Source organism: Hoylesella loescheii DSM 19665 = JCM 12249 = ATCC 15930 (assembly GCF_000378085.1).
GTDB lineage: Bacteria > Bacteroidota > Bacteroidia > Bacteroidales > Bacteroidaceae > Prevotella > Prevotella loescheii.
Genome location: NZ_KB899225.1, coordinates 23,894 through 48,900 on the forward strand (window position 1 = coordinate 23,894; position 25,007 = coordinate 48,900).

General features: G+C 48.4%; 17 protein-coding genes and 1 pseudogene. 9 read left to right on the plus strand and 9 right to left on the minus strand.

Features of this window, described 5'->3' with window-relative positions; translation table 11 throughout:
- Window positions 1-158: 158 nt before the first annotated feature.
- Both F453_RS0112505 and F453_RS0112510 read left to right on the plus strand, forming a co-directional pair.
- On the plus strand, window positions 159-560 hold the full coding sequence (locus tag F453_RS0112505) for a CidA/LrgA family protein (protein ID WP_009237719.1): 402 nt from the start codon (window positions 159-161) through the stop codon (window positions 558-560).
- Window positions 561-793: 233 nt separating this feature from the next.
- Window positions 794-1,492 carry an LrgB family protein gene (locus F453_RS0112510; protein ID WP_018968318.1) on the plus strand — a complete coding sequence of 233 codons (699 nt, stop codon included), beginning with the start codon at window positions 794-796 and terminating at the stop codon, window positions 1,490-1,492.
- Between the two features lie 432 nt (window positions 1,493-1,924).
- Here the strand turns inward: F453_RS0112510 and F453_RS0112515 are convergent, their stop codons facing one another.
- From F453_RS0112515 to F453_RS0112555, 9 genes are all read right to left on the minus strand, one after another.
- A complete protein-coding gene (locus F453_RS0112515; protein WP_018968319.1) occupies window positions 1,925-2,686 on the minus strand; it encodes a hypothetical protein in 762 nt (253 codons plus the stop codon).
- Between the two features lie 267 nt (window positions 2,687-2,953).
- Window positions 2,954-3,844 (minus strand): helix-turn-helix domain-containing protein, encoded by an 891-nt coding sequence (locus tag F453_RS0112520; RefSeq protein WP_009237715.1) that lies wholly within the window; start codon window positions 3,842-3,844, stop codon window positions 2,954-2,956.
- A gap of 276 nt (window positions 3,845-4,120) precedes the next feature.
- The gene (locus F453_RS0112525; RefSeq protein WP_018968320.1) at window positions 4,121-5,335 is read right to left on the minus strand and encodes an AGE family epimerase/isomerase; all 1,215 of its coding nucleotides are present in this window, start codon (window positions 5,333-5,335) and stop codon (window positions 4,121-4,123) included.
- Between the two features lie 2 nt (window positions 5,336-5,337).
- A complete protein-coding gene (locus F453_RS0112530) occupies window positions 5,338-6,738 on the minus strand; it encodes an MFS transporter (RefSeq protein ID WP_018968321.1) in 1,401 nt (466 codons plus the stop codon).
- Complete coding sequence (locus F453_RS0112535) at window positions 6,735-7,898, minus strand: glycoside hydrolase family 130 protein (RefSeq protein WP_018968322.1); 1,164 nt, start codon at window positions 7,896-7,898, stop codon at window positions 6,735-6,737. The genes F453_RS0112530 and F453_RS0112535 overlap by 4 nt, the downstream gene beginning before the upstream one ends.
- Window positions 7,899-8,090: 192 nt before the next feature.
- A complete protein-coding gene (locus tag F453_RS0112540; RefSeq protein ID WP_018968323.1) occupies window positions 8,091-9,224 on the minus strand; it encodes a glycoside hydrolase family 26 protein in 1,134 nt (377 codons plus the stop codon).
- Window positions 9,214-11,526 carry a glycoside hydrolase family 3 N-terminal domain-containing protein gene (locus F453_RS0112545; protein WP_025790130.1) on the minus strand — a complete coding sequence of 771 codons (2,313 nt, stop codon included), beginning with the start codon at window positions 11,524-11,526 and terminating at the stop codon, window positions 9,214-9,216. The genes F453_RS0112540 and F453_RS0112545 overlap by 11 nt, the downstream gene beginning before the upstream one ends.
- 6 nt (window positions 11,527-11,532) lie before the next feature.
- Entirely contained in the window at window positions 11,533-12,813 is a 1,281-nt protein-coding gene (locus tag F453_RS0112550; RefSeq protein WP_018968325.1) for a glycoside hydrolase 5 family protein, read from the minus strand.
- 190 nt (window positions 12,814-13,003) lie between these two features.
- Window positions 13,004-14,323 (minus strand): acetylxylan esterase, encoded by a 1,320-nt coding sequence (locus F453_RS0112555; RefSeq protein WP_018968326.1) that lies wholly within the window; start codon window positions 14,321-14,323, stop codon window positions 13,004-13,006.
- Window positions 14,324-15,720: 1,397 nt separating this feature from the next.
- On the opposite strand from F453_RS0112555, the gene F453_RS0112565 reads away from it, so the two are divergent.
- The 7 genes and pseudogenes from F453_RS0112565 to F453_RS0112590 all read left to right on the plus strand — a co-directional run.
- Entirely contained in the window at window positions 15,721-19,038 is a 3,318-nt protein-coding gene (locus F453_RS0112565) for a SusC/RagA family TonB-linked outer membrane protein (protein WP_018968328.1), read from the plus strand.
- A gap of 21 nt (window positions 19,039-19,059) precedes the next feature.
- On the plus strand, window positions 19,060-20,652 hold the full coding sequence (locus tag F453_RS0112570) for a RagB/SusD family nutrient uptake outer membrane protein (RefSeq protein WP_018968329.1): 1,593 nt from the start codon (window positions 19,060-19,062) through the stop codon (window positions 20,650-20,652).
- A 104-nt stretch (window positions 20,653-20,756) separates the two neighbouring features.
- Window positions 20,757-21,674, plus strand: coding sequence for a zinc-binding metallopeptidase (locus F453_RS0112575; protein WP_018968330.1), 918 nt, complete (start codon window positions 20,757-20,759; stop codon window positions 21,672-21,674).
- A gap of 18 nt (window positions 21,675-21,692) precedes the next feature.
- Window positions 21,693-23,024, plus strand: a complete 1,332-nt coding sequence (locus F453_RS0112580) for a DUF4302 domain-containing protein (protein WP_018968331.1) — start codon at window positions 21,693-21,695, stop codon at window positions 23,022-23,024.
- A 27-nt stretch (window positions 23,025-23,051) separates the two neighbouring features.
- Window positions 23,052-24,152 (plus strand): BACON domain-containing protein, encoded by a 1,101-nt coding sequence (locus F453_RS0112585; RefSeq protein ID WP_018968332.1) that lies wholly within the window; start codon window positions 23,052-23,054, stop codon window positions 24,150-24,152.
- A gap of 209 nt (window positions 24,153-24,361) precedes the next feature.
- Window positions 24,362-24,448: pseudogene (locus F453_RS16540) on the plus strand (transposase); the annotation flags it as partial.
- A 103-nt stretch (window positions 24,449-24,551) separates the two neighbouring features.
- Window positions 24,552-25,007 (plus strand): transposase (locus F453_RS0112590; protein WP_018968333.1); only part of this gene is annotated, 456 nt, incomplete at its 3' end.

Consider the following 25,007-nt stretch of genomic DNA (forward strand, 5'->3'; position numbering starts at 1 on the left):
TTCACCCCACAGCCAGCCTTGCTTTTTATTTTCCCAATTCAAAAAAAAGGCTTACCTTTGCATCGTTTTCAAGGATCAGGTCTGCCTTGTTGCAGGCACACTAGCGAACAATAGATATTTTTCATAAAACGTAACTCCCCCTGTTTATTGGGCTTTAAATGGCTAAACAGTTTTTTGTTATCTTTGGATGCCTTGCACTTGGCGAGGTAGTTGTTTGGGCAACAGGCATCAAACTACCATCGAGCATCATCGGAATGTTGCTGCTCACGTTCTTTCTTAAAACCAAGATCGTTAAGCTGGAGTGGGTAGAAAAGCTATCCCAATTTCTGCTTGCAAACCTTGGTTTCTTCTTCGTTCCGCCGGGAGTAGCCATCATGCTCTACCTCGATGTCATCCAAAAAGAACTTCTTCCCATTGCAATGGCCACCATATTGAGTACCATTCTTGTGCTGGTGGTTACTGGGCACATGCACCAATTCGTGGTGAAAGCCGAACGCAAAATCATCGCAATGAATATGCGCAGAAAGCGGAAAGAAAAGCTTGAAGAGCAAGATGAGTGAAAAAGGTGAAAAGGTGAAAACACGAAAGGGTGAAAAGATGGCCATACGCTAATAGCATTTGGCCACAAGCTTGCACCATAAGAACATGCAGACTCAACCTACTTGTTTGGCATTAACCATCCTTCCGCCCTTTCATTTTTTCACCATTCCATTCTTTCATTTTTTCACCCTCTCACTCTTTCACCTTTCCATCCCTTCACTTTTTCACCCTTACACCCCTTCACCTTTAAACGATGCAACAGCTTTTTTCCAACCAATACATCATCTTGGCAATGACATTTGCCGTGTTCTATTATTTCCGCCGACTGCAATACCGCACGGGTTGGATTCTACTCAACCCCATACTCATTGCCATCGTGTTGCTCATTGCCTACTTGAAGCTTACGGGCGTGTTGTTCGAAACCTTCGAAGAAAGTGGCAGCCTCATCGATTTCTGGCTCAAACCAGCCGTCGTGGCCCTTGGCGTGCCTCTCTATTTGCAGTTCGAGGCCATAAAGAAGCTGTGGCTTCCCATTGTCCTGTCCCAATTGGTGGGTTGCCTCGTGGGTATTGTCAGCGTGGTGTTCATCGCCCAATTGTTCGGTGCTTCGAAGGTGGTAATCATCTCCATGGCCAGCAAGTCGGTAACAACACCCATCGCCATGGAGGTTACTCAGGCCCTTGGAGGTATTCCCTCGCTCACGGCTGCCGTGGTAGTGATAACCGGAATACTAGGTGCCATCCTTGGTTTTAAGGCCTTAGCCATGGGCCATGTCAACAGTCCCATAGCCAAAGGCCTGTCTATGGGCACAGCCTCGCATGCCGTTGGCGCATCCACAGCTATGGGCATCAGCAACAAATATGGTGCTTTCGCCAGCTTAGGCATCACCCTCAACGGCATTTTCACCGCCCTACTCACCCCCACCATCTTGCGATTGATGGGCTTTATTTGATAACATTGCTCGTAGGTTTATAGGTTTTTAAGCCTAATGGATACAAACCTATTTGCAGAAAAAGGGTTAGAATGTTCGATAGCACTGATATGCGAGATGTAGAATATCGAAAACCGTTAAGCCGTTAGCGTGCATCTTCCAGTATGCCGTGTGGCTTTTCATCGCCGCATCATCTTCTTCAAGCCGTTTGTTACCCGATAAAACGCGACAGGTCTTCATGCCTTGCGCGATATGCCTATAATGCCATTATTAGGCGTTTTTTCGTTAACGAAGCAGTACAAAGGGCTTTGTACTGCGACTACAAGCCTTTTGTAGTCACACTACAGACCTTTTGTAGTGCCACTACAACTCGTTTGTAGTCACCCTACAACTCATTTGTAGCCACCCTACAAAAGGGCTTGTAGCGCATCAAGACAGAAATCGGCCTCTCCCTTACTCACGCATTTGCTTCATCAAACGTTTTGCGGCATCACCCGTTAGTTTGCTTTCGGCCAGATAATTATCCATCAGTTGCGTTTTATTTTTAAAGGCGTAGGGCGCAGAAAGCTTACCTATGGCGGTGCGTAAGGGCAGTTGCTGAAAGTAAGGGGCGGTGTTGCCAAGCCCTATTCTAGGGCCGTGCATCAGGTACGACTTATCGCGCGGGTCGGCAGAGGCATCGACTTCGAACAACACCTGTTGACCTTCAACAAAACGAAAGAGGGGTGCAAGCTGGAATGTACCTGCATGATGGGTGTCGAAGAAGTGGGTATCGAGGATGTGGGCCGATGCGTTTACGCCACACATGAAGTGCATCAGCACGTTGTTTGGTCCGAAAACCATGCTGTCGTCAGCAAATATCGCACTGCGAATAAGGGCCGAGTAATAATAGCCAGTGCTTACCGAGAGCGATATACCCATGCAAACACGGTTGTCCATCTTATAGGGTGAGGTAGCGTCTTTACCTCGGCGGTGCACATATAGTTCGCCAAAGTGGTTCATTTGCAGTTCGTTGGTGTGCACGTAGGGATCTTCAAACACGCCCGCGCGATAAAAATAACTTTCTAGTTCGATGGGATAGAGTTGCGTTTCGCGCGCGCGTATCTTATAATAGTGTAGCAGTTGGGCCGTGGTTTGTTGCAGCAAAGTTTCTATTTCTGCCTTTTGCGTGGTGGTGGCAAGTTGCGCCAGCATCTCTTTAACACTCGTTTCCATATCCTATTGGTTTTGCATTATCAAGGCCTTTACCTCATAATGGCATCGGCCTGCAATGCAAAAGTAGGAAATTTCAAGGTTGGGCGAACACGCCGGGAAGCAAAATTAATAAAGATTATACATGAGGCATAAGGGTTTATACGTTTACTTTAGGCTATAACGCTTGGTCTTCTTTGCTTCCTAAGCATCATAGTTGCTATGGGAGTTGTCTGTTATTCTTGATTTTCTTGCATGAGAAAACCAACTTAATAAGGGTACATCACCCCCTCACACAATCACCTTAATCTTGTGATAATTGTTTCTAAACTCCGTTGGCGAGCATCCTTTCTTACGCTTAAAGATGCGATTGAAGTTACTCATATTGTTATAACCGCACTTAAAGCTTATCTCGGCGATGGTCTCGGTGGTGTCTATCAGCATGCGCGTGGCATACCCCATGCGTATGTCGATGATGTAATCGCTGAGCCTGCGGCCTGTGTGTAGCTTGAAAAAGCGACAGAATGCGCTCTCGCTCATGTTGGCTAGATCGGCCAGAGTTTTGAGACGAAGTTCGTACATATAATTGTCTGAGATGTATTTCTTTACCCGCAGCACACGCCTACTATCGTCTTCGATGTTCACTTTGGCATAACTTGAGGTTGCCAAGGTGCGTGCGCCTGTGCATAGCGACAGCGTATGCAAGATGTCTAGGAACTTCATCAGGGCGGTAAAGCGGTCGGCCGTTTGGCTCAACTCGTCTAGTTTGCCATACACCTTCATGATGGTGGCCATGGGAAAGGCCAATCCCTTTTGCGCCTCTTTCATCATTCGGCGTATGCTTTCGAAGGGTGTCTTACCGAAAAACTGGTCGGTTTCGGTCATTCCAGCCCCAAAATTAAACTGAATGGTTATCTCGCGGATGTCTTCGCTCTTGCATTCGTGTTGCTCCCAAACGTGTTCTAGCGTGGGACTGGTTATGAGCACGAGGTCGAAATCGCCAATCACTTCGCTATTATCGCCCACCGTTCGCTTCACCCCCGCAGCGTTTTCAACGAAATTTAATTCGAAAACGTCGTGGTTGTGCACGGGATAAGAGAACTCTTTCTTATGCCTATCTGCGATGTAGAGGGCATCGGTCTCCATCAACGGGGTTATTTCGTGTAGTACGTAAGTGTCCATAATGTAATAAGTCTTAGCCTCAACAAGTCAAGTGGAAGAGAAAACGGCCTCACCCCCAACCCCTCTCCAAGGGGAGAGGGGAGTAGATAGCTTGGCTGCTTTGGTTAATCGGCCTCACCCCCAACCCCTCTCCGAGAAGAGAGGGGAGTGGATAGCTTGGCTGCTTTGGTTGTTATTAATGCTATTTTAGGATATTATTTTTTCTTGCAATTTAGGATTTTATTCTTTGCTTGCAATTTAGGATATTATTTGCTTACAATGTCGAAACAAGGCTATTCACTCCCCTCTCCCCTTGGAGAGGGGTTGGGGGTGAGGCCCTCTTTCCACCACTTCCAAACACATCCTTGCATTATGATAGGGGCATTTCCAAAAGCCGGCCTTATCGTCTACAAGATTAGGGCGTGCGTTTTCGTCACATCCCCAGAACCATTCGCCTTGTTCGTGGTCTACGATATGCTTGTGCGTGTATTGCCAACAACGGCGAGCGATGTCGAGGGCAGCGGTGTCGCCGAAGTGTTGATAAAGGTCTATGTGCCCAATAACACACTCACACATCACCCACCATTGGCGTTGAGTGTCCATTTTGCCAGTGTCTGTCCATCGTTCGTACACCATCGAGCCATCCGCTTGCAAACCCTCGTCCGCCGCCTTGGCAATGGACTTGATGGCCTTTTCCACCTTTTCCAACACAGTAGGTTGCCCCAATTCTAACGCGGCTTCGTGTAATAGCCACACCGCCTCGATATCGTGACCAAAGCTTTGTATGTTGCGACACCCTTCCCAACGGTCGTCGAAGAAAAGATCGAGGTGGTTTGTCTGCGGATTAAGCAAGCGAACGAGGAAAATGTCTATAAGGTTGGCAATGCGTTCGGCCAGTTCGGGCGTGCGCCACACACGGTAGAGATTGGTGTAAGGCTCGAGGATGTGCAGGTGCGTGTTCATCGTTCGCGACCCATTCTCGTCCTTATCGCTCAGTCGCATGTCGGCAATAGGCTGCCAGTTGCGCGTTAGGGCCTCAACGTAGCCATTGTTCTCGTGGTCGAAGGCATGCCGTTCGATGTCGGCATAGAGATCTTTGGCCTGCTGCAAGGCCACTTCGTCGCCCGTGGCTCGTGCATATTCGCTCAATCCGTAGATGGCAAAACCGATGGCGTAGGTTTGCTTTTTGGTGTCGAGCGGACGCCCTTGGGCATCCAAACTCCAAAAAACGCCACCCTCTTGCTGGTCGATGAAGTGGGCCATGAAATAATCTTTGGCCCTAGTTGCAGCCTCCAAGTATTCGGGTTTGCCTAAAACACGATAGGCCGCAGCAAAGGCCCACAGTATGCGCGCATTGAGTACGACTCCCTTTTCGGCATCGGGTACGGGATTGCCATGGCCGTCTATCCGCCCAAGAAACCCGCCATAACGATGGTCTACCATCTTATTGAGCCAAAAAGGCATGATGTTTTGGGTGAGTTCGTCGTGCAACTCCTTCTTCAGTTTGTCCATAATTACTTCCTTTTTTCTTGTAGTTCGGCGGTTATTTGCTTCATCTTCGCTTCAGAAAGGGGGTAGAAATAGATGAATGCCAACGAGAGGAAAGCCCCTGCGGCGGGCAAGAACGAGAGGAACATCTTGATGCCTTGAATGGTCTCGGCTGACTGAACGGCATTGGCTTGGAAACCAAATTGGGCAAGCATCCAGCCTGTTACGGCCGTGCCAAACGCCCAACCGAACTTCTGACTCATTGAAGACGACGAGAAGATAAGCCCTGTTGCGCGGTTGCCTGTTTGCAATTCGCTATAATCGGTACAGTCGGCGTACATGCTCCACAGCAAGGGGAAGATGCTGCCTGCACAAACGCTGATGAGCGCTTGCAAGATAAAGATGAGCGCGAGCTGACCTTTATCGAGCCAAAAGAAGCCTATGCTGAGCACTGTTGCTACTGCCATGGCTGCCATAAAGGTGTGACGCTTGCCTATTCGGTTGCTTATTGGGGCGGCAAGTATAACGCCTACGATGTTGGCGGCTTGCCCAACGGCGAGGTAAAGACCGCTAAGCACGAAGGGCAGACCCAGGAACGAGATGTTGCCCACGGCCGTTTCGTCGATGTAATACTTGAAATAGTAGACCGTTGCGCCATCGCGAATGGAGTTGAACACAAGCGATGCCACGCCCGCGCCCAGCAAAATCCACCACGGACGATTGTGCAACAGGTCGCGCAGGTCGGTCTTGAGCGAAGTTTTTTCTTGCTTCACGGGTTTTACGCGCTCTTTCGTGAGGGCGAAACAACCAAGGAAAAGCACCACGCACACTATGGCAATAACCACCACGGCCATAAGCCAACCAAACTGTGGAGCGGTGAGCCAGCCACGCATTGGACCTTTGGGGTAGCCTCCACCGAAAGCGTTTACCAACGGCATAAAGAGCAACAAGGCTACGAACGAGCCAAGATAGGCGAAGGTCATGCGGTAAGTGGCCAGCGTGTTGCGGTGTGCAGGGTCGGGACTCATCACGCCTAGCAGCGAAGCGTATGGCACATTGATGGCCGAATACACCATCATCATCAGTGCGTAGGTAACGAAGGCGTAGACAATTTTCCCCGTCTCGTCCATCGGTGGGGTAAGAAACGTTAGCACACCGATAGCTCCGAAGGGCACAGCCAGATAGAGCAGGTAGGGACGGAAACGTCCCCAGCGCGACGAAGTACGGTCGGCCACAGCTCCAACGATGGGATCGAAGAACGAATCCCATACGCGAGTGATGGCGAACATGGTACCAACGATGGCGGCCGAGATGCCAAATACGTCGGTGTAGAATATCATGAGATAGGCTCCGAAGAGTTTCCAGAACATCGACGACGACATGTCGCCCAGTCCGTAACCTATCTTTTCGCTAAGCCCTATCTTCATAATGCGCGGTTTTTGGCAATGAGTTTCTTGATGTTTTCAACACTTGCAGCGGTGGTTAGTCCGTCTTGCGGCGTGTGTAAGCAATAGTCTACCAGCCGCTCTACGGTCGAAGTGGCCACATGCATGCGTGTATCCGACGAGGCATAATAGATAAACACGCGCCCATCTTCATCGGCAATCCATCCGTTAGAGAAAACAACATTCATCACGTCGCCCACATATTCGCCACCTTGGGGCACCAAAAGGTAGCCGCCAGGCTGAGCAATCATGCGCGTGGGGTCGTCTAAGGCGGTCATATACATATAGAGAACGTAGCGCAATCCGCTAGCGCAGCCCCTCACGCCATGTGCCAAATGCAACCAGCCTTGTGGCGTTTTGATGGGATGCGGACCTTCGCCGTTCTTCATTTCCATAATGGTATGGTAGTGGCGAGGGTTGATAATGGTTTCTTCGTGCACCTCGGCGTGGGTGGTATCGTCGACTAATGCCCAGCCAATGCCACCTCCCGAACCTGTGTCGATAAAGCCATCTTGCGGTCGGGTGTAAAAGGCGTACTTGCCATCAACGAACTCGGGGTGCAGAACAACGTTGCGCTGCTGACTCCGCGCTTTGAGATCGGGCAGCCGTTCCCACGTTTTCAGGTCGCGGGTGCGTGCTATTCCGGCCGTGGCAGTGGCTGCCGAGAGATCGGCGGGCTTGCTATCGTCGTGGCGTTCGGCACAAAACACACCGTAGATGTAACCATCTTCGTGGCGAGTTAGGCGCATATCGTAGATGTTTGTTGCGGGATTGTCGGTCTCGGGCATAGTTATCGGCTCGTCCCAAAAGCGGAAATTATCTACGCCATTAGGACTTTCGGCCACGGCGAAGAAGCTTTTGCGGTCGGCTCCTTCAACACGAACCACCAGCAAATATTTGTCGCCCCACTTCATTGCGCCTGCATTGAGCGTGGCGTTCATCATGATGCGCTGCATCAAGTGGGGGTTGGTGCGTTCGTCTAGATCGTAACGCCACTCCAAAGGCGTGTGTTCGGCAGTCAATATAGGGTTCGCATAGCGTTCGTAAATGCCGTTGCCGTTTTCCAATATGTGGTTAGGCGTGGTGAGCAATGCCTCGTGGCGTTGGCGAAGTGCATTGAGTTTAGATTTGAATGTTGACATTTTTGTGAGTTGATGAATTTATGAGTGAGTGAGGTTATGGGGTTATGAGTTGCGGAGATGGTAAGTTTATAAGTTGGTGAGGTTATGAGTTGGTAAGTTAGAAGCTTTGCGAGTTCTTCGTTCTCTTTATCTTCTTTAAAAGCAGAATAAGCCTTCAAACTTATGAACTTAAAAACTCAGAAACTTAGAAACTTATTTCTTACGTTTTTTTGATACCATCCAACACGACTTGTTTGGTGCGCTTTTCAGTTTGCTACGGAAAAGGAACACGCCCTCCTTATATATCTTTCTGAAATCGTCGGCGCAGGTTTTGTCGGGTGCAGGACCGAAGTTCTCTTCGGCTTTATCCCATGCGTTGCGCCAAAGTAGCACGTAACTGGGGGCAAATCCCTTGATGGCGGGCACCAATGTAGAGCTATACCATTGTGCATCGGGCGTGTTTCGGTAGCCAGCCTCTGTTAAAGCGTACAGCTTGTTGTGGCTTTTGGCATACTCCGACATGATACGCATCTCGTTTTGGCATTGCTCGATGAAGACCGCACTGCCGTTATACTGATACAAATCCACGCCAAGCACATCCACATAGCTATCTCCGGGGTAGAAGAGAAAATAGTGTTCGGGCGTGTCGTTGGCTTGTGCATTGGGCGAATAGCTCCAAACAAGGTTGCGTAAGCCTGCTTGTGCCATGGCGTCGAACGTGAGACGGAAAAGCGCCTTGTATTGTTCGGGCGTGCATTGTTTGCTTCCCCACCAAAACCAAGCACCGCTCATCTCGTGCCACGGACGGAAAATAACGGGCACGGCACGACCTTTTTCGTCTTTAAGCGATGCCATGAAGTCGGCCATACGTTTGTGCCAAAGTTGCATTTTGCCTGCTTCCTTACCGCCAGGCAAAACTGCCGTAACGGCATCTCCCTCTGTATTCCATGCGTCTTTTCCTGTAACGGGGTTGTAGGGATGCCAACTGATGGTCACGATACCGCCTTGTTGATGGTGGGCGATAATTTGTTGGCGCATCTTATCAAAAGGAACACCGTCCAGATTCTTGTCGTTTCCTAGTTCCAGTCCGCCCAATTCGCAACCAAGAACTGCAGGATAATCGCCACAAACGTCGTTAACGTCGCTTCGTCCAAACTCCCATTTCCACGTCGTTCCATAGAAAAGAGCGTCTTGATGACCAAACATTACGCCACGCTTTTGTAGCGTTTGAAGGCGTTCGATGAGGCCTTGTGCAGGCGATTTACACAATATCTTTTTCGCATTTGCATTCATTGCGAGCATTGCTATTGCCATAGCGAGGATTATTTTTTTCATATCATTGAACATTGAAAGTGGCTTTTTGCAGGTCTTCGTCGCGGCTACTTCCGCCCACCAGCACTTCAAACGCGCCAGGTTCTACAACCGATTTCATGTTCAAGTCGTAGAAAGCGAGTTTGTCGGGCGTGATGGTGAACTCGATGGTTTTCTTTTCTCCGGCCTTCAGTGCTACCCGACGGAAGTCTTTCAGCTCTTTTACGGGTCGGGCCACAGATGCCACAACGTCGTTAATATATAGCTGACAGATTTCAACGCCATCGCGTTGGCCCGTGTTTTCGATCGTTACTCGGGCTGTAATTGGCGTTTTCCCATCGTTGGGAATGCTGGCCTGACTAAGTTGTAAGTCGGTGTAACGGAAGGTGGTGTAACTTAAACCATGGCCGAAGGGATATAGTGGTGTGTTGTCGGTACACACTGCAGGATGGAAGAAAGCTGAACGTTTATGGTTGTACCAAGTGGATATTTGACCCGCATGTCGCGGCATGGTCATGGCCAATTTGGCTGATGGGTTCACCTTGCCGTATAGTATTTCGGCAATGGCTTGTCCGCCATACTGGCCTGGTTCCCATGCGTTGACGATGGCAGGAACATGTTCGGCCGCGTAACGAACACTGAGCGGACGGCCACTGATGATAATAACGACAGTGGGTTTGCCCGTTTCGTTCAGTCGGCTTATCAGCTGTTCTTGCAGTCCAACGAGGTCTAGGTTATCACGATCGGTATCTTCGCCCGACGTGCGCTCGTTCCAACGGAACCGCATCATATATTCTCCGCAACACACGATATTGAGGTCGCAATCCTTGGCTGCTTGCACTGCGGCATCCACTTGAGCTTGCGACATGTTGCGCGGGTCCCATCCTTGGTCTACGAAACAAAACTCGGTGGTGGGCGAAACACTTCTTAATCCGCGCAAAACAGTCCACACTTGCTCTTCAGGTTGTGGCTCGCTCCAATCGCCCATAATGTTTTGGTCGTTGGCATTGATACCCGTTACCAGCACCTTTTTATACTTTTGCGCATCGAGAGGTAACAAGCTGTTGGCGTTTTTCAACAAAACGATGCTGTTGCGCGATGCTTCCAGCGCCGTGCACTTGTGTTCGGGATCGTTGATAACGCGGTCGCGCGTCTTCACATCACTGTAAGGATGCTCGAAAAGACCCATTCTGAACTTCACGGTCAGTATTCGGCGTACGCTTTCGTCTATCCTGCTTTCGGGTATTCTGCCCTCGCGCACCAGCTCAACCACGGCCTTTTGCCACTCCGGACCATGCATGTGCATATCCATTCCGGCCATAATGCTTTGGTAAAAGGCTTCTTTATTGTTGGCGGCAGTACGATGTTGGTCAACACAATGCTCAATATCCATCCAGTCGCTCACAACAAATCCCTTGAATCCCCATTGCTTTCGCAACACGTCGTTCATCAACCAGCTGTTGGTGTGGCAAGGAATTCCGTTCAATTCGTTGTGCGACATCATCACGTTCCAATCTCCGCCCTGCTGAATGGCAGCCTTAAAGGGTGGGAAAAACACTTCGCGCAGAGTGCGTTCGGATACGTCGCAGGGTGCGCCGTTTGTTCCATTGATGGCATAAGAGCCGCCCACAAAGTGCTTAACGCAACCCAACACGTCTTGTGCATTGTCTAAATTGCGCTGATAACCCTTGTTGGTGGCCACGCCCATCAGCGTAACCAGATACGGGTCTTCTCCAAATGTCTCGCCACAACGTCCCCAACGCCCATCACGAGCCACCTCCACATTGGGGTTGAAGTTCCAATGCATGTTCATGGCACGCATCTCTTCAGCCGTTTGTCGGGCGATTTTATAGGCCATATCCACATCAAACGATGAGGCCAAGCCTATGTTTGTGGGATAAACGGTGTTGCCCTTGCACTTGGCATTGCCGTGAATGGCATCGATACCAATGAGCAAAGGTATCTGCAAACGGCTCTGCATGTTGAGTCTTTGCAGGTGGTTGGCCTCCTCAAGCGTAAGTACATGCAAGAACGACGACACCAATCCGCGACGCGTCCAGTCTTCCATGTCCTGCACCGTAACGCCCGGGTAGAACGCGCTGGCGGTGTTGGTGGCCAGTTCTTCGGCGGTCATGGCGGCAGAGTTTTCCTTAAAATGCTCGATACCCACAAGTTGGTTCATCTGCCCAACCTTCTCTTCGAGGGTCATACGAGCCAAAAGGTCGTCCACGCGTTGTGCTACACTGGCCTTGGGATTTTTGTATAGGGGTTGCTCTTTCTTTGCCGACATCGCGTGAAGTGTTGTTGCCGCAAGGGCAAGGGTTAGTATTCGTTTCATCTTCTTTCAGTGTTTGGGCAGATTGGCGATGCCCGTCTTTATCACGTTAACGGTGGATGTGTCTGACGAGAACACCGAGTTTAGCCCCTGTGCTTCCTGTGCAGGGTCGCCCGTATAGTCGTCGCCAGGCTCCCATTGCTCGTGTTTGGGCTGCGCCTGACCACCCCAACCCCAGAAGTTACAGCCTGCAAAGTATCCGCCCTTGGCTGCATCGGCCGCCAAAAGCGAGAACACGTAGCCGTAATAAGCGTCGCGGGCAGTGGTGGGCGACTGCTTTGAAAAGGCGAAACCATCGCGCGGATAACCAAACTCTTCCATTACTAGGGGTTTGTTTATCTTGGCGCAGATGGCCAAATGACGGTCTATATACTCTTTGGTATTGTCTTTGGCGCGTTGCAGGTTTTGCGATAGCGAGTCTTTCTTGGCCCAACTCCAGTTGTAAGGCCAAATATGTATGTTGCAATAGTCAACGTTTGGGTCGGCGCAGATGCGTTGCCACGAGTCGTAATCGGCCTCGCAACCGAACGCACCTTCAGAGCCTACGCTTACCAAATGTCGTTTATCGATGCTCTTCATCATAGCCGCGGCCTTGGCCAACCATGCCTCGAACTGTGGCAACACGGCCTTATCGAAGGCGCGCGGCTCGTTACCAATCTGCCACGACATGATGGCGGGATCGTCTGCATAGCGTTTCTTGGTGTAGCGGTTGGTGCGTTTGAGGATAAAACAGAGGTGATTGAAGAACAGCTGTTGCGCCAGTTTGTTGGTCGAGAACTGCGAAGCGTACTTGATGTAGGCCGAATAACCAACCTCGTTAGGCTGCAATGCCTTGCCCGCTCCTGCGTGTTCGAGGTAGAAACCATAACCTCCGCTCCACTCCCAAGAGTTATTTAGATAGAGCACAGCCACCATTCCGCGACGTTGAAGCTGCATCATCAGATAGTCAAGACCATCTAATATGGCATCGTTATACACGCTGGGTGATGGTTGGAGCACAGGCGACACCTTCCATTTAATGCCTTCTTCGCCATCGCTACCCACGAGAATGCGCAGGTTGGTTATGCCCAAACGTTTCATTTCGTCTAGTTCGCGGTTCAGTCTTTTTCTGTCTCCGCCCTTCCCTTTCGAACCAAGGATGGCGCCATACCAATAGTTTGCCCCGATAAAAGTATAGGGTTTGCCGTCGCGATAAAGCCTTCCGTCCTTTACCGTAACAAATGATTGTGCCTTAACGGCTGTGGCACAAACCAGAAGTAGTGCCATCATGTAGTATCGTATTTTATTCATTGCGTTGCGTTTATTTGTTTAGACTGAAATATTTGCTTGACTTCTTTTGACGGAAACACAGGCTGTTTTGACAGAAATATTGATTGTTTTGACAGAAGAACATAAGGACATATTGTGGTGAATATACGTATGCTTCGGCTCGACTTTCATTTGTCCATCATGACATTTCTCACAAAACTCACAGGGGATATTACTCCCCTCTCCCCTTGGAGAGGGGTTGGGGGTGAGGCTTTTTTAACTGTTTGCGCAGCCACTCTCGCCATTCTTCCCATTGTTCTTGAAACCAGAAGTGGCCCGTAGCGGGATATAGTTTCAGAGTTCGTAGTTCCTGAGTAACGTTATAGGCAGCGTATGCGCTGTTAGGCGGTACTACCTCGTCGTTATATCCAAACGAAAACCAGCAGGGAATAGTCAGTCGGCGAGCGAAATTCACACCATCGTAATAGCCACTTGTGGCCACTTTCTTAGCGTCGGGCTGCTTCTGACCGTAGAAATAATGTGGCCATCCACAGGCTTTGCCATGGAGAGAGGCGGTGAGGTCGCACATTGCGGGATGCACCACGCCCACAAACGTAACGGCAGGATGCAGTGCACCGCACACCAACGACAGCACTCCGCCTTGGCTAGCACCAGTTACGCCCAGTTCTCGACCGTTCCATTCGGGCAGTTGGGTAAGATAATCCACCGCCCTTAGCGCGCCGATGAAGATGCGTTTGTAAGCCATTTGGTCGCGATTGTCGAGGTTTGCCTCCCAATATCCGTTCAATGCGCCGTGCAGCAGGTCGTCGTACACCTGCTGCGGCATCGTTACAGGTATGCCATGCACACCTATTTCGAGGGTAATCGCCCCGATATTAGCCTCTTCTACGTCGCCTTGGTAGGGTCTGACGCCCGCTCCCGGAACGCGAAGTAACGCAGGCCGTTTGTCCTCGTAGGCAGTGGGTATGCAGAGAATGCCGTAAATTCGGTTGCCAGGATTAAGTCCGTTAAAGCTCACTTCGTAAACTTGCACGCGCTCGGTACAGCGTTCGGGCAGCAGTCGGCGATGTGCTTCTAGCGGGTAATAACTTGCTTTCTCATAGGCATCTGCCCAAAACTGGTCGAAGTCGGCAGGGCAATTGTCGGTGGGTTGCAGCGTTTCGGGGGCGTAACCCACGGTGCAAAGTCCCTCGTAAGTTTTCTCGCCCACATGCGCCCACACTTTAAGACGATAGAAACCAGCCGTTTTCATCGTGCCTTTCCATGTGGCTGTGCCGTCTTTTAGCACCACGCCGCTGCGTTTAACATCGGCATACATCACGGGGCCAGCCTCGATATCCACCTTCGCTTGTGGCAACGGACAGCCGTTTTTCAATACAGCCACGTTGAAAATGGCCTCTTCTCCCAGCCGATAATTCCAATTGGCGTGGTTGGGTTGCACTTGCACAACAATCTCTTTACCACGTATTTGCGCCACAACAGCAAGGCTCACCAATAGGAAAAGCCCCAAAACGAGCGTTATTCTCTTCATTTATGTAATTAATAAACGTTTAAGTGTAGGTTCTACTGATGATGCAAAGATAAAACTTAATTACCTAACTTTCATATACTATATTGATAAATATCAATACTTTGTTTGCGAAAGCTAATTGGGAGGTAAGCGATGGGGTTAATGATGGGGATAGATGACGGACGATAGGCATAAGACAGCTTGGGCGAATAGCGTTTGGATGACACGAAAAGGCTATCTTCCCCATATCCATTTTCCTACCAATCTAATCTGACAGATCTGCCTTATCCACCTCATCGGTTTCATTAATACTTATCACCTTATCTTCTACACGCGCGCGTACGCGCGCTATATATAAGGTGTAATTACTGTTGTTTTCTCGCAAAAGCATGCTTTTCGCACAAATCGCAGCCAAAGAATTGTGCTAAAAAGACGCGTAAACGCGGAGTATGTTATAAGAGATGGGAAAACGATTGACGGCTTTTCGAAGGCCTACTAAAAGTTTATTGGCAACCAGCAAAATAAGTATTACAACGCTACTGTTATTTAGTCGCATTGTTAAATATCAATTGGAAGGCTCTTCCAACTTATCTGGAACACTATTCCATATAAGATGGAACAACATTCCATCTAACATGGAACAGCATTCCAGCTTAGTGATAACACAACGTCTATTCATAAAGCTTAGCTTCAGAGCTGATTTTATGCACGACAATGTTTATTCAAGCCCACCTTAATGGTTTATCTAAGAGGTGGAGAGAAGTATGCAAATGCACTGAGAAGACATAACTATGCTACCATAGAAGCTACGCCACACACTTATAAACAGCAAGCCTGCCGAACGTAAACAAATATGAGTTGCTGAGTTTATAAGGTAATGAGTTTGTGAGTTTATACGTTCGTGGGATTATACGTTCGTTATCTTATAAGTTCATGAGCTGCTGAGTTGGTGATTTGCCTATGGACAATGTTGCCGAATGGATTTGCTTTAAAACCATAACCTGCATCGAGATGATTATCAAAGGGCATTAAAAAGAAACCAGAAAAGAGACTTAGCGTAGCATCTCGTTTCTTTACATCCAGCAAAAGATAGAACTAACATATTGAAACCAATATGTCATATATTAATAATATTATGAAGCACAAAACAAACTATTTGCAACATAAATTACCGAAAACCAAAGAATAATGGAAATAAAATGAAAAGCACGATTAGTTATTATCAAACAGAATGACGTTTTATCATAAATCAGCGTAATTATTGTTCGATTTCACAAGCAGGAGCTACACAACGTAATAAAATTCGTATAAAACTTTTATTTGGGCAGATATTTCTTGCATGATAAAAATATGTTTTATATTTTTGCAATTGGTATATTTTGCATTAGTTTATACTTAACTTAACATGAGGACCCAATATGAATAGAAAACTACTCAGCGTTTTTTGGGCTTTTCTGTTCCTGCATATAGGAACGGCTATGGCCCAGAGTAAAATCACAGGAACTGTCATATCGGTAGAAGACGATGAGCCTATCATCGGCGCCACAGTTAGCGTAACGGGCGGAAAAGACCGAACTGTGACAGATATCAACGGAGCCTTCACACTTAACGTTGCCGAAGGCACAAGCATCACTGTTACTTACGTGGGCATGGCCGCCCAAACCGTAAAGGCTAAAAACGGCATGATTGTACACATGAGCCCCAACCAAACATTGAAAGAGGTGGTGGTTACAGGTATGACCGTAACAGACAAACGGCTATTTACGGGCTCTACCACAAAGATTGATGCCGCTAATGCCAAGATTAGCGGAATGGCTGACGTGAGCCGTTCGTTGGAAGGGCGCGCTGCGGGCGTTAGTGTGCAAAACGTTAGTGGAACTTTTGGCACTGCACCGAAGATACGTGTGCGTGGCGCCACATCCATCTATGGATCCAGCAAACCACTATGGGTGGTTGACGGCGTGATTATGGAAGATGTAGTGGGCATCAGTGCCGACGCTCTGTCGTCGGGAGATGCCGTTACGCTTATCTCCTCGGCCATCGCCGGCCTTAACTCCGACGACATCGAGAGTTTTCAGATATTGAAAGACGGCTCGGCTACGTCTATCTACGGTGCGCGCGCTATGGCGGGCGTTATCGTTATAACCACTAAGAAAGGACAAGCCGGACAAGCTCACATCAGCTACACGGGCGAATATACCATGCGTCTCATCCCATCCTACGCGCAACTAAACCTCATGAACTCGCAAGAGCAAATGGACGTGTACCAAGACATGGAACAGAAGGGATGGCTTAAATATGCCGAAACGGCCAACGCCGCCAATTCGGGCGTCTATGGCAAGATGTACCAACTGATGAGCGAATACAATCCCATTACGGGAACTTTCACCGTGCCCAACACTCCAGAAGGAAAAGCCGCATACCTGCGCGATGCCGAATACCGCAACACCAACTGGTTTGACGCCCTTTTCTCTAACGCCATAATGCACAACCACTCGGTGAGCATATCGGCTGGTACAGAGAAAGCACAATACTACGCATCGCTAAGTGCCATGTACGACCCAGGGTGGACGCGCCGCAGTAATGTGGAACGCTACACAGCCAACCTTAACGCCACATACAAGCTTAGCAAGCAACTACAACTGAACCTTATCAGCACGGCTAGCTACCGCAAGCAGCAAGCACCGGGAACGCTGAGCGCAGGAACAGACGTGGTTACGGGTGCTGTAAGCCGCGAGTTCGACATCAACCCCTATTCGTTTGCGGTCAACACCTCGCGCACGCTCGACGCTAACGAGTTCTATACGCGCAACTACTCGCCATTCAACATCTTTCACGAACTGGCCAACAACTACATGGACCTGAACGTTAGCGACTTCCGAGCACAGGCCAAGTTGAGTTACAAACCCATAACTAAGGTAGACATCAGTGTTTTGGGCGCAGTGAAATATGCAGGAACCTCGCGCGAGCACCATGTTACCGAATACTCAAACCAAGCCGAGGCGTATAGAGCCATGCAGACTTCGGTTATAAGAGAAAACAACACCTACCTTTATCGCGACCCCGACAACATCTTTGCATTACCCTTCTCGGTAATGCCCTACGGTGGTATATTCACCCGCCAAGACAATAGGATGTTTGGCTGGGACTTCCGCGCATCGGTTAGCTACAACGACGTGTTTAACAAGGACCATATCCTGAACACCTATGCTGGTATGGAAACCAATTCGTATACCCGCCACGGCACTTCGTTTAAGGGCTACGGCATGCAATACGACTTGGGCGAAGAGGCAAACTGGGACTATCATAACTTCAAGAAGATGCAAGAAGCCGGCGGAAACTATTATGGTATGGGCAATAACAACACCCGCAGTGCAGCCTTCTTTGGAAACGTAACCTACTCGTGGAAAGGGCGCTATACAGTAAACGGCACACTGCGATACGAGGGAACAAACGGACTGGGACTGTCGCAGCAGTCGCGTTGGCTACCTACATGGAACGTGTCGGGCGCATGGAACGCACACGAAGAAGAGTGGTTCGACAAGAAGGTGGGCAAGATATTGTCGCACCTCACGCTGAAAGCTTCGTATTCGCTAACAGCCGACCGCCCACCCGTTACCAATGCCCTTGCCATTATTCAGGCTAACACGCCTTGGCGATACCTAACAGGCAATACCGAAACGGGACTTGGCAGAACTAGTCCTGCCAATCCCGATCTTACCTATGAAAAGAAGCACGAGTTGAACCTCGGCCTTGACGCTGGTTTCTTAAAGAACCGCGTGAACTTCTCGGTAGACTGGTATAAGCGTAACAATTACGACTTGGTTGGTCCTATATCAAGTGGTGGCGAAGACGGCTTTCTAAGTAAGTTTGGTAACGTGGCTGCAATGAAGAGCCATGGTGTGGAGCTAAGTCTTTCTACAACCAACATCCAAACAAAGGATTTTAGCTGGAAAACAAACTTCATCTACTCGTATATTCATAATGAGATTACCGAACTACGCACACGTAACAACATGATAAGCCTTATCAGCGGCGTGGGCTATGCTCGCCAAGGATACCCCTCGCGCGCACTTTTCTCTGTTCCGTTCATGGGACTGACGAGTGATGGCTTGCCTACATTCCGCGACCAAGACGGCAACATAAGCGTTACAGGCGTTAACTTCCAAGAGTCGGACCCCGACAAGCTGAACTTCTTGAAATACGAAGGACCAACCGACCCCACAAATACGGGCAGCTTGGGCAACGTATTTACATACAAGGGCCTAACGCTTAACGTCTTCATCACCTACTCGTTTGGTAACGTGGTGCGTCTCTATCCCGCATTCAGGTCGCGCTACTCGGACCTCTCGGCCACTCCAAAGGAGTTTCGTAACCGCTGGCGTCAGCCTGGCGACGAGTCACACACCAATATTCCCACTATCGCTACGTACCGCCAAGTATTCGAAGACACGTACCTGCTTAGGGCATACAATGCCTATAACTATTCGGACGTGCGCACCGCCAAAGGCGATTTTATCCGCATGAAAGAGCTTTCGTTGAACTACGACCTTCCACAAAAGCTCATCGGACACGTCGGCTTGCGCAACGCTTCGGTAAAACTTCAAGGTACTAACCTTTTCTTGATTTATGCCGACAAGAAACTGAACGGGCAAGACCCTGAGTTCTTCAACACTGGCGGCGTGGCCGTTCCTATGGCCAAGCAGTTTACACTTACGCTTAAAGTTGGACTTTAAACCCACGAAAGGAACTAAATAATGAGAAAAAAACATATATTATGCACGGCACTGCTGGCAACAGCTGGCATACTTAGTTCGTGTAACGACTTCCTAAACGTAAACCCCGACAACCGTACACAGATAGACACGCCCGAAAAGGTAAGACAGGTGTTGGTGTCGGCCTATCCCGAAAATTCTTTCGCGCTAATGGGAGAGTACATGTCGGACAATGTGGACGAGTACCAGAACACCTACTCGAACATTGCCATCGACGAGATGTACAGATGGAAAGATGCCACACAGGTAACCAACGACACGCCCAACAGATTATGGGGAACTTATTACTCGTCTATCGCCAACGCCAACGAGGCACTTAAAGCCATCGAGAAGTTAGGTGGCCCTACAACCGAGTTGTTAAGACTCTGTAAGGGCGAGGCTTTGCTTTGCCGCGCGTACGCCCATTTTATGTTGGTAAACATCTTTTGCATGAACTACGGCATGCCCAACAGCAATAACGATATGGGTATATACTATATGTACGACACCGACACACGCATCGGCCAAATGAATCCGCGCGGAACAGTGGCAGAAGTGTATCAGAAAATTGCGAAAGACTTAGAAGAAGGCCTACAACTAGTGGGCGACAGCCATCTCAAAGTGCCCAAGTTCCACTTTAACAAGCAAGCTGCCTATGCCTTTGCCGCTCGGTTCTATCTTTTCCACGAAGAATGGGACAAGGCCGTTAAATATGCAACAGCTTGTTTGGGAAGCTCGCCCAAAACAATGTTGAGAGACTGGCAGAGTTATCAAACGCAACCCAAGACGGAGGAGTCGTACACGTTGAAGTACATCAACACCGATAATAAATGCAACCTGTTGATGCAAAAGGCATTCACAGATGCGGGACGTGCATTTGGTAACGACGGCCAACTTACGGGTAAGAAATACACTCATGGCCCATACCTGGACACGAACGAGACACTAAGAGCCAATAACATCTGGGGAAGTGGTGGATATTGGGACCAAAGTCCGTTTATCTACACCGTTGGAGGTTCTATCTCGTATGACATCACTTTCCGCATACCCGCTCTTTTCCAGATAATAAACCCCGTGTCGGGCACTGGCTACTCGTCGTCTATCCTTCCTATACTAACAGCCGACGAGACCTTACTCAACAGAGCCGAGGCCTACGTGATGTTGAAACAATACGACTTGGCTGCCGAAGATCTCACGTTATGGATGCAAAACATCGTGAAAACAAGCATGGTGCTCACGCCGGCGCGCATCGAAACGTTTTATAAGGCGGTTGATTATAGTTACAGCGATGCACAGAAATTGCAATCAACCATCAAGAAACATCTGAAACCCAAGTTCGCCATCGATGCCGAAGGCAGCTTACAAGAGTGCATGTTGCAATGCGTATTGGGCTTTAAGCGCATTGAGTCTCTACAAACTGGCATGAGATGGTTCGACATCAAACGCTACAACATCGCCATTGTGCGCCGAGTTATCAGCGACAGCGGAGCTCCGATGAAAGTTACCGACATACTTAAAGAAGACGACCCAAGGCGAGCTGTACAGGTTCCACAAGACCCAAGAGACGCCGGTGTACCGATGAACCCAAGAAACTAAGGGTAAGGAGACTTGCACACGTAACCTAACAAGTGGTGACGCTGGGCTCCCCCCCCCCCTTATATCGGGCTTACATTATTATAATAACGCTAAACAGCACTACAATGAAGAAGATAACATTAATATATACGCTCGTACTAGGTCTTTGTGGAGCGACATTGGCGGGATGCGCCGATGAGAAACTGTCGTCGGAAAGCGTGATAACCGTCGACAAACGTAAACATACTATTCCGCCAACACCGCTAGACCAATGGCTGGAACGCTACTACGAAGCAACATACAACATCAGCTTTAAGTATCGTTACGAGGATATAGAAAGCAATTTTAACTATTACACCGTACCCGCAGACTATAACATGGCTGTTAAAATGGCCAATCTAGTAAGGTATTCATGTCTCGAAGCTTTCGACGAAGTAGCAGGAATTCATTTCACCAAAGCCAATTTCCCCAAGCTTATCTACATCACAGGCAACTGGGAGTACCGCAACAACGGAACGTTTATCCTAGGAACAGCTGAGGGAGGAAGGAAGATCCTTCTGGCCGGAACGAACTTCATCGACCGTTTCCTAACCAGTGCCGAGGCCATCAACACCTATTATCTCAAAACGGTTTATCACGAGTTCACCCACATCCTGAACCAAACAAAACCCTACTCGGCCGACTTCAAACTGGTTACGGGCACCGGATATGTGGCCGACAAGTGGAGCGAGGTGCCATACGCCACAACCAACTATTGTTTCGAGCACGGTTTCATCTCGGCCTATGCCCAACACTCAGACGTTGAAGACTTCGCCGAAATGTTCTCTATCTATGTAACCAGCGCGCCCGAGAAATGGGAAAAGTGGATGCAAATCGCCGAAGCTAAAGGCCAAAGGGAAAAAATCGACAGCAAATTGGAATACGTTAAGAACTACATGCGTACTTCGTGGAACATCGACATTGATAAACTTCGTGAAGTTTACCTTAGAAGAGAAAACGACATCGTAACTGGAAAGGTCGTACTTTCCGACATTTCCCTATAACAACTAACGCTTACAACAATGAATAAGATATATTATCGCAATGTTGTCGCTGCCTTAGTGATGCTTGTTGGCACACTAGGATTAGAATCGTGCCTGAAAGAACAGGCCGACGTGTTCGACAAGTCTTCTTCTCTACGCGAAGAAGAATACATGGACAAGGCGCAAGCCACACTGATAAATGCTCCGTACGGATGGGCCTTTGACATCTATCCCAAAAGCGACCAATCATATGGCGGATACGCTTTCACGCTGAAATTCGACAAGGAGAAGTGTGAGGTGAGAAGCGTGGTTGACGCTTCGAGAGCAGACGTATCCTACTATAAAATGACTGCCGAGGTGGGGCCCGCCATCTCTTTCGATACGTACAACCCCCTAATGCACCACTTCTCAAATCCATCTCAGCAAAGCTATCAGGCCTTGGAAGGAGATTTCTTGTTTGTAGTAGACAGCATATCAGACAATCTCATAAAGGTACATGGCTACCGTTCGAAGAATGTAATGTATCTACGAAAGCTGGATATGCCAGCCGCAACCTATATTAATAAGGTAGACAGTTTCAGTTCTGCCTTTACTCCCACGGGCTTATGGAGCTTTAAGGGCAATGTTAACGGAACAGAAGTTGAAGCCGAACTGGATGCGACCGACCTACAATTGGCTTTCACTAGCGGTGGGAAAACAACCAACACGGCCATTACCTTTACCGATAAGGGCATCAGAACATACAGCCCCTTACAAGTTGGCAACACCACAATAAACGAACTTACCTTCAACGCCACCGATTCAACGTTTACAGCAAAGGCAGGAAACGATGGTCAAGTGAAGTTTAAAGCCTTCCAACCACAATGGTTCGCCACATACGTTGCTAACGTCGGTAACTACGTGTTGGAAGCGAACTACATCAGTGGCGGCGTTTCTTATCCCGTAGAAATAGACGTAGAGCTGGAACCCATGCCCAACTACAAGGGATATTTCATCAAGAATGCGATAAAGGATCTGAACATTCGCACAGCATTCGATCGCAAGGAACACGTAATAACCGTCGCTCCACAGTCCCTCACTCCATTAACTGGTTCAACTGCGCTGTACCTCTGCACCTACGATATGGAAAGTGGTTATCTAAGTCCATCACCCAAATCGCAGTTCGCCCTAAGGTGGAACGATGCTGATAAGTCTTTTGTTTTTGAACAGAGAGGCACATGGGACAAACCTTCAACGGGATGGTTCTTGGCCGTATTCGACAGCAGAGGTGGATTCAGAGGCAGTGTCAAGCAGAACGGATTGTCCAATACATATTACTTTTCACGTGCCTACGAGAAGCTGGACCAACTGCTGAGGCTAAGGAAAGACTAATACATCACGTAAAAAGAAATAATAGCAATGAAAAAGATTACCAACATACTTTTTATAGCTGCTACCCTGATGGCCGCAACACTGGCTTGCAGTCAGGACGATAATGTGGGGCGCACATTCGGCAACAAGAACATCACCATCGACAGTTCGGCCGTTAACTTCACCGATGCTCCCTCAACAGGAAAGGTTACCGTAACGGCTGCTAGCCCCATTAGCAAAACTACGGTTTCTAACGACTGGTGCAAGAGTTCGTTTAGCGGAAACGTTGTTACCGTAGAGGTAGGGCAAAACACGTCCTTAACATCTAGGGTAGCCAACCTTACCATCTGGGCTGGTGCCGACAGTGTTGTGGTACCTGTTCATCAGCAAGGACTGTCTGCCTTTACCGTCGAAGAGATCACCAAGTATGCCCTTAACAACAACGACACAACCATCACCCTCACTTATCGCCATATAGAAGGGGTTAACGTACGGGCCATTAGTCCTAATTCGTGGATAACGGCAACGGTCGAGAAGGGTAAAGTAAAGCTCGCCATAACGGCAAATACAGCCAACGCCGTTAGGGAAGGCTATGTGGACATATCCTCTGGAAAAAGACAACCCGTACGCATCAGCATACAACAAAACTGGAATGTAGACGAACTGATGAATGGCGAATGGGAATTAACGTATTTTACAAAGCGAGACACCACAGGACTAACCCGCAAGGTTTTTCCTTGTATGTTTGATAAAGACTCTATCAGAATACACTCAGACCAATACGGAGACGTTGCCATCCCGTTCAGATTACAAAAATCAATCCCTGCAACGTTCCATCTAGACGGAACGGTTAGGTGTGGGGGCATACTTGACGGCCACTCCACGTTGTTGGTTTTCATTTCCGATGAGGGCAAATCGTCTTCTGCACTAAACACGGGTTCCACCATGTCGGGTAAGATTTTACCCAACGCAGCTGGTAAGTTAAGCATCAGACCCACTGGCCTTATCAATGGAAACAAAGGACAAATCATATCGCGCATAAGCTTAATGTCGTTCGATAACTTGCCGCCAACAGGCTTACCCAAGAACGATAGTGGTTTCAAAGGGGTATTTTCAACATTCTTCTATCCCACTTTCATAAAAAAATAAGCTTAGAACCATAAGCGTTACCCAAATGTCCATGCCGCACTTCTGCTCACAACCGAAGTGCGAGCATGGGCTTTTTCGTTATTATGCCCGTATTTTCTATTAAATTCAGCCATGTAGATAAGCAATAAAGCGTTGGTAGTGTCGTATAAAAGTGTGTAAGCCCATTTTATTCTTATCTTTGTATTTGAAAACAATAAAGAAACGAACAAATGAAGCTTACACATTCACAAATTTCGGAAATTCTTTCGAATTACACAAGCAGTAGCAAGGGTTTTGTCACCCTTCAGTCTTTAATTAACGTGAGTTCGACGAATTATAAGTGTCTGAAATTTGGTGATTAGCGAAATTTGTTGCAACTTTAAGGTGTTGACATACAAATAATTACAAACAAAAATCGCTATGATCACCGAGAACAAAGTTACTGAAATATTTTATATGGCAGATGACTTCTGCAAGTTTTTTGATGCAATGACGGCAAAGTATACGCTAAAACCTATTGGAAAAAGAAAATATCATCGAAGCTCCACCATGTCAAAGGCCGAAGTCATGCTGATAATGATTCTTTTCCATGCTTCCGGTTATCACTGCTTTAAGCATTTCTATCTTGAAAAAGTATGCAAGCATCTTCGCCATCTGTTTCCCAATGTTGTTTCTTATAACCGTTTAGTGGAATTGGAAAGGGAGGTAGCCGTACCCTTAACCTTGTTTATCAAGAAGGTCCTGCTGGGCAAATGCACGGGCATAAGCTTTGTTGACAGTACACCACTGCGTGTCTGCAAGAATCAAAGAATACATATTCACAAAGTTTTCAAGGGCATAGCCCAAAGAGGGAAATGCTCTATGGGTTGGTTCTTC